This window comes from Streptomyces sp. NPDC018610, from assembly GCF_044391765.1.
In the GTDB taxonomy this organism is placed as follows: Bacteria; Actinomycetota; Actinomycetes; order Streptomycetales; family Streptomycetaceae; genus Streptomyces.
Genome location: NZ_JBISAL010000017.1, coordinates 23,965 through 39,417, shown reverse-complemented (window position 1 = coordinate 39,417; position 15,453 = coordinate 23,965). Strand labels below are relative to the sequence as shown.

Sequence of the window (15,453 nt, the reverse complement as noted above, 5' to 3'; positions counted from 1 at the left end):
CACCGCGGCCCCCCCGCCAGCCCCGTATGAGCCACCCCGTCTTTTACACACCACCCCCCCCCCCCCAACTTTCGGGGGCCCCCCTGTTGGTGGGGGGGGCCCCCCCCCCCGCCGGGCGCACACCCACTCTCCTCTGTTGCCACCGGTCAGGAGATTCCCGGTCTGCGTGGATGGCTGTTCATGCGCCGATGGCCGTCACGGTTCGTGCGGAAGGCCGAGCAGCCGTGTCACGTCAGCACGGGGGAGAGCCTGATCCTCGCTACGGCCGCCCGGAACCATGGATCAACCCGGCGAAGACCAGAACACTCAAGAGGCAGACGGGCCTTGCCCCAAGGCTGCTGAACTCGAGCGACGCCGCCGCCAGGCTCGCGTGCGGCAGCGCAGCGAGCAGTACCGCGCGTCGGAACGCTTGCTGCTCATGCGCGCTCTTGCGGCCAGCGGTCGAGTTCCTGGCCGGTTTCCCCGTCCACGAGGACGATCCGCGGATCGGGCAGGGTCCCGTACTCGCCCACCCAGCCGGTGAACTTCCGGTCTGCGACCGTCCGGTCGTTCCATCAGCCGTGTACGACCGGCCGGCCCGGCGGAGTACGCGGTCAGGTGGAAGGGCCGGGGGCGGGGGTCACCGGGTCCACGCGGCGATCACGCAGTCACGGCAGGCATCCACCCAGCGCAAATCGAGACCCGGCGCATCCAGACGGCGCATCGCGACAGTCGGCGCACCGCACGACGAGCAACACCGGCGCTCCGGTGAGAGCGGGTGGATCCGGGGCTGGTACCCGCAGTGGCGTGGCGGACCGTCCGGCGCCGCCTCCAAGGCGTGCGTGCCGATACCGAGAACGATGAGGACGCGTCCATCATCCGGCATGACCAACTCCTGATCGCTCGCCCCGACTCTGCCATCGAAGGCGCGACCGATTCGTTGCCTGGCCTGCCCTGCCTCCGCACCCTGGAGACACGGCTGCGCTGCAGCGAGCAGCATCCGGTCACCCGGCAGTCGTCCGGGCGCAAGTGCGCCGTGAGCGTGGACGGCGCAGCGGCGGTGTCCCGGTAAGGCCAGGGGCGCCACATGCCGGTTTGCTGCTACTCGGCCTTCAGTCCGTCAGCCAGGACGCTGCGAACGCCCTCGATGTTTTTGGTGATACGGACGGCCTCTTCTTTCTGGGAGCAGGTCACCGCGATGTCGCTGGAGAGAGAGACCACGCCCTGCGAGGTCTCGACTTTGATGTCTCCACCGGGGATGCCCTTCTCGGTCAGCATGTCAGCCTTGACCTTGGTGGTGATCCACGTGTCCGAGCCCTCCTGCTTCGCCCTGTCCACCGTGTTCGCCATGCCGGCGCTCCTCTCGCTTCGCACGAAGTGTAATCAATAGATCACTTTACGTTACGGCGACTTTATGTGCTGGCTCCGAGAACGAGGTTGGTCGGAAATCATCGAGCCTAGTGGCGGGCGGACCTGGAAGCCGCCCTCGTACCAGGTGCCCTTCCAGTGCCGCTGGGTCAGCTGGGCCAGCTGCGCGATGACGGTGCCCGGGTTGCGCGGGCCGATCCGGTTGAGGACGAGCGGCGGTGGCGGGTGCGGTTGGTCGCCGTAGCGGCCTTCCGGAACCCTCGCCCCCGTTGAGGTGAGGGCTGTCATCGGGCAGGACTCCGTTGCGTTCACCGGCGCACGCCGGAGTGCGCCAGCGCGCGTGCGCGCGGGTGCTGTGCGCGTGTACTGACCGGCTTTCCAGTGACATCCGATGCGCACGGGTGTGCGCACGCTCTGGTCACGGGACGTCTTGTGGCGGGCCGCTGGTGTGGGAGCGGTGCACGAGAAGGCCGGCGAGGCGGAACGCTGCGGCCCGGTGCGATGGGGCCGCACGTGCTTCTCGACGGTCGTTTCTGCTTCTCAACGGGGAGATGGTGTGCGCGACGGCAGGACTGCCGGTTTGCAGACTCTGGCGGCATCCGTGGGCCGTCGTGCCATAACGCTCTACAGCAGGAAGTCCGGGAGTCTGGCCGCTGCCTGGCCGTCTGCGGGCACGGGGCCGCCGCTTGCCCGCACCACGGCTGCGCCTGCTGTGCCTCAGGCACGGGATCGCCCGGGCGGGCCGGGCCTGCTGCGCGCGTTATCGACCTCACCTCTGCTGGTGAGGGATTCCCTGCAGGCGGACCCGGAGACGGCGCTGTGTGCGTCGCGGGCGGTGGTGGGGGCGCCGGCCGGGCGGCGGTTGTCGGTCGTGGCGCGAGTGTACGGCTACCCGCCGGATCACAACGCCGGCTCGGAGTGGATGCTGCACTCGATGCTGCGTCCGCTGGCCGAGCGCGGTCACCGGGTGGAGGTGTGGCTGTCCCACCCGGGCAAGAGCGAGCGGCCCTATCAGATCGACGGTGTGCACGTGGTGCCGTTCCAGGCCGGCATCGACTTCGTGGCCCGTGCCCGCCGTGCGGATGTGCTGGTGTCCCACTACGAGAACGTTCCCCTGATCGCGGGCCTGGCCCGAGAGGGTGGCATTCCGGTGGTGGTGATCTGCCACGACAACTTCGACACCAGCTTCCACAACGCGGCCGGCGCCGACCTGGTGGTCTACAACAGCCAGTGGATCCGCCGGGACGGGGAGATCTTCTACGCCCGCTACCCGCCCGAGTTCCTGCCCCAGCGCAGCATCGTGGTACGGCCGCCGGTCATCGCGGACGAGTACCGCACGCAGCCGGGCGAGTGCGCGACGCTGGTGAACCTGAACGCCGACAAGGGCGGAGAGCTGTTCTGGCAGATCGCCGCCTGGAGCCCGCAGTGGCGCTTCCGCGGCGTGCGCGGCGCCTACGGCCAGCAGGTGATGCCGCCGCCGAGGCTGCCGAACTGCAAGGTCGTCGACTCCGTGCCCGGGCACCAGATGCGCGAGCACGTCTACGCCCACGCCCGGGTGGTGCTCATGCCGAGCCTGTACGAATCCTGGGGCCGGGTCGCCATCGAAGCGTTCGCCTCCGGAATCCCGGTGATCGCCCACCCCACCCCCGGCCTCGTCGAAGCCCTCGGTCAGGCCGGCATCTTCGCCTACCGCGACGACCCCACCGCCTGGATCGACGCCCTCAACTCCCTGCGCGACCCCGACACCTGGGCCCGCGCCTCACGCCGCGCACAAGCCCGCTCCGACGAACTCAGCGCCACCACGGACCTGGACCTGTGGTGCGAGGCCGTCGAAGCGCTGGGCCAGGACCGCACGGGCGGCGAGACCCGCACCGCCCGTGCTAGGCGCGGACATGCCTTCTCCCCGGCCGGCAGCGCCCGTAGGGCCGGGGACGGCACGGCTCTGGCAGGCGACGGCACGCCCCGTGACGACTCCCCCATTTCCAGCAGGCCCCGGCTTTCCGCCCTGCGATGGATGAGGCGGGTGTTCGACGACCGCTTCAGCCCGCCGCGCGCCGACGGCGCACCGAGCCCGGGACGGGCGGCGACGCACGTGCCACCGGTACCGGCCGGCGCGCACCTGACCTTCCGGTCAGACCGAAGCGAGGAATCAGCCGGCGCGCCCGGCCGCGGCACTGCTGGCACTGCTGGCACTGCTGGCACTAGAGGTGGTGCTGCCGGGTCCCGGCACACCGCGACTGACGACATGGATCTTCTAGGAAAGGACGCTGCGCCATGACCACTCCCACGCCGGGCTACCACCGCCTTCAGCGGTTCAAAGCCACGGACAAGGTCCAGGACTTCCGTGTCCCGGACGCGGTGACGTCGCTGGACGTCCGCGTCTGGGGCAGCGGAGGCGGAGGCGAACTGGGCGGCGGGGGCGGCTTCTCCTCGGGCGTCGTCGCGGTGACGCCGGGCGAGGTCCTGAAGATGGTCGTCGGCAGCACCACCTTCGGCGGCGGGCACAAGCAGGGCGGAGGGATGAGCGGTCTGTACCGTCCCGGCACCGGCGTCGGGACGGGCCCTCTGCTCATCGCCGGGGGCGGAGGCGCAAGCAACAGCAGCACTGTGGCCGGCGGAGCGGGCGGCGGTACGCGCGGAGGAGACGGGACGGGGCGGGCTACGGGAACTCACAGCGGAACGCCAGGACGTGGAGCGGTAGGAGCCAAAGGCGGGGCCGGGATGGCCCCTAAGCCCGGCTCCTCCGCGGGTAAGGGAGGCGACCTGGGCCAAAAGGGCGGCAACGCGGGCGGGGTGCCTCCGCTGCCGGGCATGGGAGGAGGCGGTGGCAACGGTCAGGCTTCTGCCCATGACGGCGGTGGCGGCGGTTACGCGGGCGGCGGTGGTGGCGGCGGTATGGGCGGCTCTGCCGGTAAATACGTTTCTGGAGCCGGCGGCGGCTCCGGTTATGCCTCCGGGCCGGGTGTGACCGGCGGTACGACGGTGGCCGGTTCGGGGACCAAGGCGGCGGGCAAGTCCGATCCGCTCTACGAGGCCGGTGTGGGCGATGTCGGGACGCCGGGTCAGGTGGTGTTGCAGTGGCGGTTGCCGACGGGTTTGTTGCAGGCGGTGGGCGGGGACGGCCAGAGCACGGATCAGGGGGAACCGTTCGCTGATCGGCTGGTGGTGAAGGCGTGGTCGGCAGACGGGCAGACGCTGATCACCGGTGAGCCGGTCACGTTCACCGTGACGCAGGGCGACGCGGTCCTTGCCGGGGGCAGCCGGACAGCCACCGTGACGACCGATCCGACCGGGCAGGCCACGCCGCCGGTGCTGACCGCGGGAACGACGACGGGCCCGGTGAAGGTGACCGCCCAGTCGGGCACCGCCCAGGTGGTGTTCTCCCTCGAGGTGACCCCTGCGTTCGAGGTGGCACCGGGCGGCCCGCCGGATGTGAACCTGCTCGGCGGCGGAGGCATCGGATACCCCGGCGTGAAGATCCTGACGGACAAGGTCATCGGCCCCCTGGGCCCGCAGCACGTCCAGGTGTGCCTGCCGACCGGGGTGGACCTGCGGTGGGGGACCGCGGCCGCACCGGACTGGCAGCTGACCGTGCTGGGCGGCGACTCCTACCCCGGGACGGCGTCCGCCGACCAGACGGCGCTCACCTTCGACAACGTCGACCTGGACAAAGCCCCGGGCAGCGAGAAAACCGCGTACGTCGCGGTCAGTGCCGGCCATGACGCCCCGCTCGCCACTACCAGCGCGACCTTCACCGTGGGACGCAAGACCTCACCCTCCACCCCCATCGTCATCCGACCGGCCTTCTCCCTCGCCCCGGGCGGCAACGAGGTGGAACTGGCCCGCGACACCGCATCCGTGCGCTACCCAGGCGTGGAAATCTGCAACAACGGCGTGCAGGACATCCCGGCACAGGCCATCACCGTCACCGCCCCGGCCGGCCTGCGCTTCGGCACACCGGCCAACCCCGACCACCAGCTGACCGTCATGGACACCACCGGCACCCTCACCCCGCACATGGGCAGCCTGTCCCCAGACGGGCAGTCGCTGACCTTCACCGACGTCGACCTGAAGATTCCGAGGGACCAGGACCGGGCGAACCTGTGGGTGTGCGTCAGCGCCGGCGCAACCGCCCCCGAAGGCCTCACCGCAGTCGACTTCGCCGTCGGCCCCTACATGACCTCACAGTCCACCAGCATCAACCTCACCTAGAAGTGCGGCCGCCTCGTGTCCTGCCCCCGTGTGGGAGGAGGACGCGAGGCCCGGGCTGAGCAGCACAACGGCCAGCCGGAGGCCGATGTTCCCGCCCCCGGACAAGGCGCGGTGCCCACGCACGTGCGGGGGTCCTCTCGAAGAACACCGGCTGGTCGGTGATCTTCGTAGCGGGCCCCGCAGCAAACACGCCCGGAAAACAGCAGACGCTCTACCCGGCCGGAGGGTAAGTGCGATGGTCGCAGTGCAACCAAGCTCGACGCACAGAACCGGACCCACGCGGTGGTGATCGCATACGAATCCGGCCTGGTGGTTCCGGGATCCGCTGGCTGACACCGCGTCATGGCGGTAAGGGGCCGGTGTCGGGTCGGTGGCCGCCGTGTCGGCCCTGTTCTCCCGAAGCTACGGCGAAGTGACAAGTGGCTCGGCGTGATCATAGTGACGCTCGGTCAGCAGCGGCGAGGTGCCACACCCATACGGGACAACCTCTAGCGCATTTGATCTGTCGATACATCACGGACCTGGACTCCCAGTTCTGCCACCAGGGGAGAAGTAACTGGCGAGTGGCTTCAGGACCCGCCATAGCGAGGCCGGGGCAAAAGACCTCAGCACGTGAGGCAACGCGCCCGCGTTCACCTTGTTCGCGTATGGCTCGCGTATGGCTCGCGTATGGCTGGGAATCCGGAACTCACCTCGCGACAACCAGTCACAGCAGTCATCGACGGCGCGACATCAAGGCGCGCCGCTGCCTCGGATGCTCCCGATGACGTCAAGGGCGTGACGGGTGGACGGCCCAGAGATGGTTTCGACGGCAAGCAGGAGAATGCCGCCGATGATGGATCCCTCAATAGACCCCCGTCAGGGGCCGGCATCCGCCGGCACGGCGCTGATCGTGGACGGCACCCTGGTCCCGACCCACGACCGGAGCGTGGCCGCCTCCAGCACGGCTCATTGCTACTCGACGCCCGCGCCTACCAGGAATTCGGCGTGGACCGTGCTGTGAAGAACGCGCCGGTTCTCGGTAACGGCGGCTGTCGCGGCACCCCTGCGCTCATCCCGCACTGGCCACGCAAAGGCCAACCACTCACACCAGAGCAGTAGGCCGACAACACCGTGCACCGCCGGGCCAGAGCCTGCGTCGAACACGCATTCTTCCGGATGAACACCTACAAGATCCTCCGCGACTGCCGACTATGCGGCTACGGCGTCCACCACGCCATCCTCGGCGTGGCCCGACTGCACAACCTGGCCCTCGCCGGGTAAGCCTCATTTCGCCCTGAGGCCGCGGCCGAGCCGACCCGGCGGCTCGACGCGTCCAAGCAGCGGCAGGCTGCCCCGCATCGCCTGTCGCCAGCTGCGTCGACGAGCGCTCTCCGGCCGGGGAGCGCCACGCGCAGCCCGAGGTCAACCGCCGGCCGAGCCGACCGAGGCCGAACCGCCGGAGGTCCAGCCGGAGTGGGACAGCGGCCGCGGGCGCGTGCTGCGCTCGGTGCGCAGCTCCACCACGACCCCGGCTGGACCGAGCAGGGCCTCCAGCGCGTCGGCGAGCCGCTGCGGGTTGCCGCCGAGCGGGAGCGGGTCGAGCCGCTCCCGGCCGCCCCGCAGGACGAGTTCCAGCACGAGCGTGGAGACGGCCGGCTTGCGGTCCCCCTCGTACGGCTCCACCACCTCCTGCGTCAGCCGCACCTCACGCAGGGTGTCGACGGGCAGCCAGTCGTCCGGCCCGGCGGTCCGGACCAACCGCATGGACGCGGGCATCCCGGCCGGCGCGAACTCCACCCGCAGGATGCGCCGGGCCGAGGAAAAGGCCACCGCCGACCAGCCGAGCAGGTATTCCAGCCCGGCGATCACCCCCACCACCACGAACACGGTCGACGCCCGAGCCCCGGCCAGCGCCATCCAGAAGGCGACGAGCAGGGTCGGCACGCCCAAGGCGAGTGGAGTCAACAGCGCCGGCCCCGCCGAGGTCAGCGCGATCCGCGCCGGCCCGGCCGGCGAGCCGCCGCGCAGGACCAGATCCGTCGAGTCGGGGCCTTGCCTGAGCACAGGATCATTGGCCATGCATCCAGCGTAGGACCGGTCCGCAAGAGCGCCTCGACGCCATCTGGCCGATGGGGCACGGCGCGGGCACCGCGAAGAAGTTCCGGAAGGCCGGGAAGACTCCTGATCACGCCTTGCCGGACCGGTTGGACCCAACGGCCCTGCCCGGTGTTGCCGTGGCCGGCGGCGTGGTGCGGGCCTTCACCGCGCAGCGTGCGGCGTTGTGCAGAGCGCGTATGCCGGCGACGGTGTCGTCCTTGGGCGCGGGCTGGGCCCGTGCGGACGGATCGGGCGGCGGCGTAGGCGTCGATGGGGTGGACCTGCCGATGATCACGTCCTGGGCGTCGAGGGCGCCGACCACCACGGCCGCGAGCGGACTGGTCCGTGCGGGGCCAGCCGCGGTCGCTCTGACGCAAGGGGTAGTCGACTTCCCACATGAGGCTGCCCCTTCGGAGTGGACACCCTGACAATGGATCTTGATGGTGCAGGGAGGGATGTCCAGGTGGGACGGAAGTCTCCGTATCCGGAGGAGTTCCGGAAGGATGCTGTCGCGCTGTATCGCGCGTCGGGCGGTAAGCGGACGTACGCGGCGGTGGCCGCGGATCTCGGGATCACCGGGGAGACGCTGCGCACGTGGGTCCGCAGGGACGCCGGCCGGGCTGCGCCCGGGCCGCCGGGTGGCACCGCGCTCAGCCCGGCCGAGGAGCCGACCCGGCTGCGGGCCGAGAACCAGCGGTTGCTGAAGGCGGACAAGGAGTGGCAGCTGGAGCGGGAGATCCTGCGCCGGGCAGCCGCCTATTTCGCTCACGAGGTGAAGTGAGCCCCTGCCGCTGGGACTTCAACTCCGACCATCACGCCGCCTTCGGCGTGCAGCGGATATACGAGCTCCGCAAGAGGATGTTCGTCACCGCCCGGATCGTGCCCGTTCACCCCGACACCGATGCCTGGCTGATCAGCGGCGACCTCACCACCTACTCCCCCGGCGACGGTCCGGAGTTGGCGCAGGTCGCCGCCCAGACCCTCGCCGCCCATCCGCAGCTGCTGCACCGCAATCCCGAGATGCTGCGCCAGGCCTGGCAGATGCAGGCCGAAGCCTGTGCCGACTTCATCGAGTTGTTCGGCACCGACCTGCTCGTCCTCGACCCCGGTCAGGCGCAGCTCCGGTTGCGGGACTATCACCGTCACCGGCGGGACAAGGCCCTCGCCGAACTCGGCGACGAAGCCGCGTCCCGGGCAAGGGACGGCGGACTCTCCCCTGACGAGCTCAGCCGCCTGCCCGAAGACCTGCTCGACGCGGACACCGTCGCCGTGATCTGCGACGAAACCGAGGGCATCTGCTACTACGCCGACTTCGGCCGCCTCGACGCCCTGTTCGCCGATCCGGCGCTCGCCCGCGACCGCACCCACCTGGCACAGCTCCGGCAGTACCTGAACGACGACTCCGTCTCCCCCGTGGTCATCCGCCGCCTGGTCCAGCGGCACCCCGCCAACGCCGACGCCGTATTCCGCGCGCTTCTGCGCAAGCCCGCGTTCACCTGGGAGCGGGACGGCGAGGGACTGCTGCGCCGCCGCAAGAAGAACTATTTCGCACACCAACCCCTGCCCAGCGTTACCCCGGTCAGCGCACGCCTCGCGGAACTCCTGCGCGCGCAAGGGCGGCCCCGGCGATGAGTCTCACCACCGCCGAACTCGACGCCATGGTCGCGAAGGCGATCGTCGACGCCTACGACGAGTGGTGCCGACGCCCTCATCTGGTGTCGAGCGATGCCGCAGAGTGTCTCGCTCCCTACCAAGGCGTGGCCTACGCCGCGGCACGCAGCCCGCGCAGCAAGCACCCGCGATACAGGCCGGGCGCCGTCGGCCGGTCCGTCTCCACCCGGCCGCTCACCAGGGAACGGGAGGTCGTGGCCCCGCGCAGCAGTCCCGGCCTGCTGGAGCGGGGGCGTGTTCGGGCCTGCGAAGCGGTGGGCGGGGTGGGCGGGGTGCCGGTGCGCGAGGCAGCCTCAGCAGGCGAAGGCGGCGGGACCGCGGGCGGCCAGGGCGGGAGCCCGGTGTCCCTGCTGTAAAGCATCAAGTGAAGCCGTGGGCGGCGCGACAGCGGAACTCGGCTGGTTTGTGGTGAACAGTCCATGTTCCGGTCACACGGGCCGTCGTTTCTGTGACCCTGGACGGGTTCGGTGGTGGTCCGGGACCCCTCCTACAGGTGCGGGCTGTGAGGTCCTGATGGACGATTCTCCCTAGGCGGATGCGCCGGCCTCTTCCTTCGGCGTTCCCTTTTCCAATGGAGTGGCGGCGTCGTCGTGGCCGCCCACCGCGGTCGTGGCTGTGCGAGACCTTCCGGGGCCACCCGAGCGAGGCAGGAGTGTCAACGGTGACTTTGAGTGTGGACTTCCCTGGGATGAACACGCTGGTGGCAAGTCCGGCTTCGCCGGACGGTCAGCGTGCGTCAGCGGCGGCGGAAGGTGTGATCACTTCGGTGGCCTACACCGAAGCGGACAGCCGCAGTGGTGGCGCAAGCGCCATCAGCACCTACTTCTACGACGCGGAGGGTGTGGCGATCGCCCCTGATGGCACCCTGTTCATCGCCGAGGACCGCGGACACCGGGTACGGAAGGTGACCTCGGACGGCTTCATGTCCACGGTGGCCGGAGACGGCACGGCAGGCGACGGAGGTGACGACGGGCCCGCGACGGCTGCCCGGGTCCGCAATCCTCAGGGGCTCGCGCTTGACGCCGAGGGAAACCTGTTCATCGCCGAAAGCTCCCGCGTACGGAAAGTGACCCTGGACGGCAAGATCACCACGGTGGTCGGTGACCTGGACCGGCCGGTCGGCCTGGCGTTCGACAGTGCGGGGAATCTGTACTTTGCCGAACACGGGAAGCACCGGGTGCGGAGGATGACTCCGGACGGCAAGATCACCACAGTGGCCGGCATCAAGGATTCGAGCGGGTTCAGCGGTGACAACGACAGTGCACCCGGCGCCCAACTGAAGGAGCCCAGAGGGCTGTGCGTGGACGAGATCGGCAACCTGTACATCGCCGACCGCGGCAACCACCGGGTGCGGAAGGTGGCGCCCGACGGCATCATCACGACGATCGCGGGCACCGGGCAGGCGACGTTCGGCGGGGACGGCGGACCGGCTACCGAAGCCCATCTCCACGGTCCCTCCGCGCTCGTACGGGACATCGACGGAAGCCTGTACATCGCCACCAGCGACGACCACCGGGTGCGGAAGGTGAGCCGGGACGGCACCATCACGACGGTCGCAGGCACCGGGGAAGGCGCGTTCGGCGGGGACGACGAGCAGGCCGCCAAGGCCAAGCTGAGATCTCCCAGGGGGCTGGCGCTGGACCAGTACGGCAACCTGTACATCGCCGAGTGGGGCAACAACCGGGTGCGGAAGGTCACTGGCCCCCAGGAGCGGAGCCTGACGGTCCGCCAGGTGAAGGTCCCGCAGGCCGCTCTCGGCGAGAGTACCGAGCTCACCGTGGAGATCACCGCCTACCGCCCAGGACAGGCCGTCGACGCCGGGCGCGCCGTGCAGAGGTTCACCGCGCCCACCGGCTTCGCCTTCGCCGAATGGCCCACCTACTCCTACAACGGCAACGACGCATGGCAGGGAAGCCTGGGCAGCCGGTTCGAGCGCGACCGCAGCGTCATGGTCGTCACCAGCGACGTGCACCTCAACACCGGCGCCGGAGACAAGGGCCCACTGGTCTACACCATTCCGGTCAAAGCCGTAGCCGCGGTGGATCCCGCCGCCTACCACGACGGGCAGTTGCTCATGGGCCGCCACCCGGGCATCCGGCTGAGCGCCACCGTCACCGCAGGAGCCCAGTTCTCCGTGACGCCGTCAGGGCCACCGACGGAATTGGTGCGGGGCAGCGACGACGCCAGGTACCCGGGGGTGGAAGTCCACCGGGCAGGACCAATGCCTGCGCAGACCGTCACCGCCGTCCTCCCCCCAGAAGCCGGCCTGGCCTTCAGGGCCGAAAACGAAGGCAGGCATCAGATGACCGTGCTCTCGCACGCCGGGGCGCGAGAGAACAAGTACGACGCGGAACTGTCCGACGACGGGAAAACCCTGACCTGCCGGAACGTGGACCTCGGCCTCTCGCAGCAGCATCCGCTCTCCGCCGTGTGGGTCGCCGTGACGGCCACCGCCACCGCCGCAGCCGGCCCTGCACATCTGACCTTCCGGGTGGGCGGCACCGCGTCGGACTCCACCACCATCCAGATCGCATAAAGGGTGACCGCCCGGACTCCCGCCGCAAATGAGTGACGGCGCTGCTTTTCTCGGGACTTGACACCTGACGCGCGAGACCGACCCCGCTCGGCTCGGTCATGTGATCACCACTCCAGTGCTCTGACCGAGAAGGTGAGCCGGGCTGGCGAGGGCACTCCAGTTCGGAGGCAGCTGCGAGATGGCGCCGGCAGATGTCGGCAGCGCACGGGCTCCTTCGCTTCAGGCCGCCCTGGTGGGCGGGGACTCAAGAGAGGCCGTGCAGGGCCCCCCTTGTCCGCGGTCTGGCCGTGGCCGGATGCGGGAGCCGAGACGGTCCGGGCGACGCACGGCCTGGGATCGGACCTTCAGTGTGTCGGCGGCGATGTGGGCCCGCTCATACGGCGGGGCGGTCGGCTTGCGGGTCAGCGGGCGCAGTACGGCCTGGTCCTCGGTGAACGACCCTCATGCTCGGTTACCTCTTCTCACCGGACGAACTGACCGCCCTGTTCCGGAAACTCGGACACCCGATCGGCACGGACACCTGGCGGCGCACCGTCGACTGCTACCTCCCCCGCACCGCCCACGGCTTCCACCCTGAGCATGGCGGTCCCCGCCCACGTACTCCGGGACCTCGGTCATCCCGCCGCCGAGACGTTCACCCGGCAGGCCATGCGAGCCGATCTGGACGACACCGACCGGACGGGCACCTCCTACGGCATCCACCTCGGAGCCATCGCCGCCGCCTTGCGGCTGGCCACCGTGGCTGCGAAGCAGGCGGGAACCGGGACGGATGCCAGACCGAGGCAAGGGTGAACACATCCAGGCCGACCCGCGAGGTGAGTCGCCAGGCGCGGCGCAGCCGGGAAGGCCATCGCGACGCTGGTGCTGGTCGGCATGGCCGAAGCGCCCGCGAACATCAGGGTGTCGACCTGCTGCGCGGCCACCTCGGTGACGGTCCGGGTCCTACGCCGGCGAGCCGGAGCAACGTCACCCACGTCCCCACGCGACGGCGGGCACGTCTGGGGAAGGACCGTCACTCAGTGATCGGCGGTGCCCCACCAGGTGGCTCTCACAGGATGCTGATCAGGAACGGGCCGGCGGTGGAGGTGAGCCCGCTCGGTGTGGCGCAGGCCAGAACGTCCGTGCTGGTGATGACGACCGTGTTGGTGATCGTGTGTCCTGCGTGGTCCCCGGAGGTGACGGGACCGGTGGAGACCAGAACAGTGGTTCCGTCGGGCCGGAGGGCCAGGGTGCTGGTGCAGGTGAAAGCCTCGGCACGAGGTCGTGGGGGTGGGCGTACGCGGCCTGGGACACCGTTCAGCATGGACGAGCACCGGGCCGGTCCCACCGAGCACTGCTGTGCCGGAAGTGGGGACCGCCTTTTCGAGTGAGCACGCTTGCTGGTGCACCCGCGGCAGAAGCAGACGCGTACTTCATGGAGAAAAGCTGTCATGGCTGCAGTAGACATTGGTCCGTCACGGAGTTATTGTCTCCGTGTACCCAGGAAGTCGAAGAGGGCGCGGCAGACACGAACTGCCGCGCGAGCAGGTCAAGCAGGACACGGCCCTACAGGGGCCGCGAGCAGTACCCGCGGTATCCAGCTGTACAACCGAGTAACCGAAGGTAAGGAGCCGAACGCCATCAGGATCGCCCGGGCGAGGAAGCAGTCCGCCCGGGTACCGCAAGGCCCCGGATTGGAAGGTGGTCCCCGGTCACGCATCCGCGATCCCCGCAACTCCGCCCTCCCAGGCGGAACCTGCGGAAAAGAAGGTCGGCGCAGCGCGTCGGCAGATGGTGTTGAAAGCTCGGGGCCCGGGTGCCGCAATGGCACCCGGGCCCCCCGATGCGTCCCCGAAAGAAGAGGTCTATGCCGCCTGCCGGTCCCCGCCCCACCGCCCCTCTCGATGATGACGACTACCCCGCCTACACCATGGGCCGGGCCGCCGAGATGCTCGGCACCACTCCCGCCTTCCTCCGCACCCTCGGCGAACACCGCCTGATCACCCCGCTGCGCTCCGAAGGCGGCCACCGCCGCTACTCCCGTTACCAGCTGCGCATCGCCGCCCGCGCCCGAGAGCTCGTCGACCAGGGCACCGCCATAGAGGCCGCCTGCCGCATCGTCGTCCTCGAAGACCAGCTCGCAGAGGCCCAGCGCATCAACGAGCAACTGCGCGCCGAAGGCGGCTAGCCTCAGCCGACGAGAGCAGCCTGTGAACCTGCGGCAACCGATGTCCCGTCGGCGGGCGAGCCGGCCGAGAACCCCCACCGCCGGTGCACAGCTCAAGCAGGCTCGACGCGTCAACCGGATCCCGACGAAAGAGAAAACCGCGAGCGGGCGCGATGGATGTACTGGGTGAAGACGGGCGAACCCGGGGAAGAAGGAGCGGCAACAGACAGGAGGTTGCCATGGGTGGCGGGGATCTGGAACTGGGGCAGCTTCTGGCCGCCGCGGAGGCGGCACCGCCGGGGGAGTCCGTCGAGGTAGTCGCGAACGACTTGCGCAAGCGTTTCGGGGCGGAGCGCGTGTCGTTCCTGTTCGTCGACCTCGTGGGCCGTCGGCTGCTGCGCCTGATCACACAGGTCGACGATGACGGGAGCGCTGCCGAGCGGATCGACCTGCAGGGCAGCGTCTACGACGCCGTCCTGCGCAGCCAGCGCCAGCACGTGGAACCGGACGGCCAAGGCGGCCGGCGCGTGATCTCGCCGGTGACCAACCGCGGCGACTGCATCGGTCTGCTGGAGGCGACGCTGCAGAACGCCGACGACACCGTGCTCGCCCAGATCGAGGACGCGGCGCATGCACTGGCCTACATCATCGTCACCGACCGCCGCTTCACTGACCTCTACCACGCAGGCCGGCGCACCACCCGGACCAGCCTGGCCGCCGAGATCCAGCACCAATTGCTTCCCTCGGCCTCCTGCTGTGAGGCCCCCCAGTTCACCCTCGCCGCGGGGCTGGTGCCGGCCGACGACATCGGCGGGGACACCTACGACTACACACTCGATCGTGACACACTGCACCTGTCCATCACCGACGCCATGGGCCACGACACCCACTCCGCGCTGCTCGCCACGCTCCTGGTCGGCGCTCTACGCGGCGCCCGCCGCGGCGGCTGTGACGCACTCCAGCAGGCTCAAAGCGCACATGACGCCTTGTTGACCCACAGCCGCGGCCTGGCCACCGGGCAATTGCTGTGCATCAGCCTCGCGACGGGAACCTGCGAACTGGTCAACGCCGGGCATCCTCGGCCGCTGCGCCTGCGCAAAGGCGTCACCGAGGTCGAAGAGATCCGGCTCGCGGCCAACCTCCCCTTCGGCGTGGCAGCCGCCGCCTACCATGTCCAGCAACTCCAGCTCCTCCCCGGCGACCGCCTGGTCCTGCTCACCGACGGCATGCAGGAACGCGGGGCGGGAGCTGTCGACCTGGCATCGCTCATGCGGGACACCCGCGCCTCACATCCCAGAGAGGCCGTGCGCAGCATGACCACCGCGGTGCTGGATGCCTGTCGGGGAAACCTCAGGGACGACGCCACCGTCCTCATCCTGGACTGGCATGGGCCGCAGCGCGGAAAGGTGTAGAGCCCGGTCCGCCGATCAAGCACTACGGTTCGCTCCCCGACGGCCGCGTA

The 15,453-nt window shown here is 69.8% G+C and carries 11 protein-coding genes and 3 pseudogenes; 10 read left to right on the top strand and 4 right to left on the bottom strand.

Going from position 1 to position 15,453, the window contains the following annotated elements:
* Positions 1-1,080: 1,080 nt before the first annotated feature.
* A complete protein-coding gene (locus tag ACH5A8_RS32825; protein ID WP_399007657.1) occupies positions 1,081-1,329 on the bottom strand; it encodes a BON domain-containing protein in 249 nt (82 codons plus the stop codon).
* Between the two features lie 799 nt (positions 1,330-2,128).
* Between ACH5A8_RS32825 and ACH5A8_RS32820 the strand changes: the two genes are divergently transcribed.
* The 4 genes and pseudogenes from ACH5A8_RS32820 to ACH5A8_RS32805 all read left to right on the top strand — a co-directional run.
* Positions 2,129-3,625, top strand: a complete 1,497-nt coding sequence (locus ACH5A8_RS32820) for a glycosyltransferase family 4 protein (RefSeq protein ID WP_399007656.1) — start codon at positions 2,129-2,131, stop codon at positions 3,623-3,625.
* A gap of 191 nt (positions 3,626-3,816) precedes the next feature.
* A complete protein-coding gene (locus ACH5A8_RS32815) occupies positions 3,817-5,559 on the top strand; it encodes a hypothetical protein (RefSeq protein ID WP_399007655.1) in 1,743 nt (580 codons plus the stop codon).
* Between the two features lie 237 nt (positions 5,560-5,796).
* Positions 5,797-5,892: pseudogene (locus ACH5A8_RS32810) on the top strand (DNA-binding response regulator); the annotation flags it as partial.
* 511 nt (positions 5,893-6,403) lie between these two features.
* Positions 6,404-6,822, top strand: a pseudogene (locus ACH5A8_RS32805) (transposase family protein); the annotation flags it as partial.
* A gap of 141 nt (positions 6,823-6,963) precedes the next feature.
* Here ACH5A8_RS32805 and ACH5A8_RS32800 read toward each other — a convergent pair.
* Both ACH5A8_RS32800 and ACH5A8_RS32795 read right to left on the bottom strand, forming a co-directional pair.
* Positions 6,964-7,620, bottom strand: a complete 657-nt coding sequence (locus ACH5A8_RS32800) for a hypothetical protein (protein ID WP_399007654.1) — start codon at positions 7,618-7,620, stop codon at positions 6,964-6,966.
* 106 nt (positions 7,621-7,726) lie between these two features.
* Entirely contained in the window at positions 7,727-7,963 is a 237-nt protein-coding gene (locus ACH5A8_RS32795) for a hypothetical protein (protein ID WP_399007653.1), read from the bottom strand.
* 138 nt (positions 7,964-8,101) lie between these two features.
* Between ACH5A8_RS32795 and ACH5A8_RS32790 the strand changes: the two are divergent.
* The 4 genes and pseudogenes from ACH5A8_RS32790 to ACH5A8_RS32775 all read left to right on the top strand — a co-directional run.
* Positions 8,102-8,478 (top strand): annotated as a pseudogene (locus ACH5A8_RS32790) (transposase); the annotation flags it as partial.
* Positions 8,479-9,266: 788 nt separating this feature from the next.
* Entirely contained in the window at positions 9,267-9,665 is a 399-nt protein-coding gene (locus tag ACH5A8_RS32785; protein ID WP_399007652.1) for a hypothetical protein, read from the top strand.
* A 179-nt stretch (positions 9,666-9,844) separates the two neighbouring features.
* Entirely contained in the window at positions 9,845-11,845 is a 2,001-nt protein-coding gene (locus ACH5A8_RS32780; RefSeq protein WP_399007651.1) for a hypothetical protein, read from the top strand.
* 579 nt (positions 11,846-12,424) lie between these two features.
* The gene (locus ACH5A8_RS32775; protein ID WP_399007650.1) at positions 12,425-12,637 is read left to right on the top strand and encodes a hypothetical protein; all 213 of its coding nucleotides are present in this window, start codon (positions 12,425-12,427) and stop codon (positions 12,635-12,637) included.
* A 256-nt stretch (positions 12,638-12,893) separates the two neighbouring features.
* On the opposite strand, the gene ACH5A8_RS32770 is transcribed toward ACH5A8_RS32775, so the two are convergent.
* Positions 12,894-13,148 (bottom strand): hypothetical protein, encoded by a 255-nt coding sequence (locus ACH5A8_RS32770; RefSeq protein WP_399007649.1) that lies wholly within the window; start codon positions 13,146-13,148, stop codon positions 12,894-12,896.
* Positions 13,149-13,691: 543 nt separating this feature from the next.
* Here ACH5A8_RS32770 and ACH5A8_RS32765 point away from each other — a divergent pair.
* Positions 13,692-14,012: a MerR family transcriptional regulator gene (locus ACH5A8_RS32765; RefSeq protein WP_399007648.1), complete on the top strand. Its 321-nt coding sequence runs from the start codon at positions 13,692-13,694 to the stop codon at positions 14,010-14,012.
* Positions 14,013-14,230: 218 nt separating this feature from the next.
* On the top strand, positions 14,231-15,403 hold the full coding sequence (locus tag ACH5A8_RS32760) for a PP2C family protein-serine/threonine phosphatase (RefSeq protein ID WP_399007647.1): 1,173 nt from the start codon (positions 14,231-14,233) through the stop codon (positions 15,401-15,403).
* Positions 15,404-15,453: the final 50 nt, after the last annotated feature.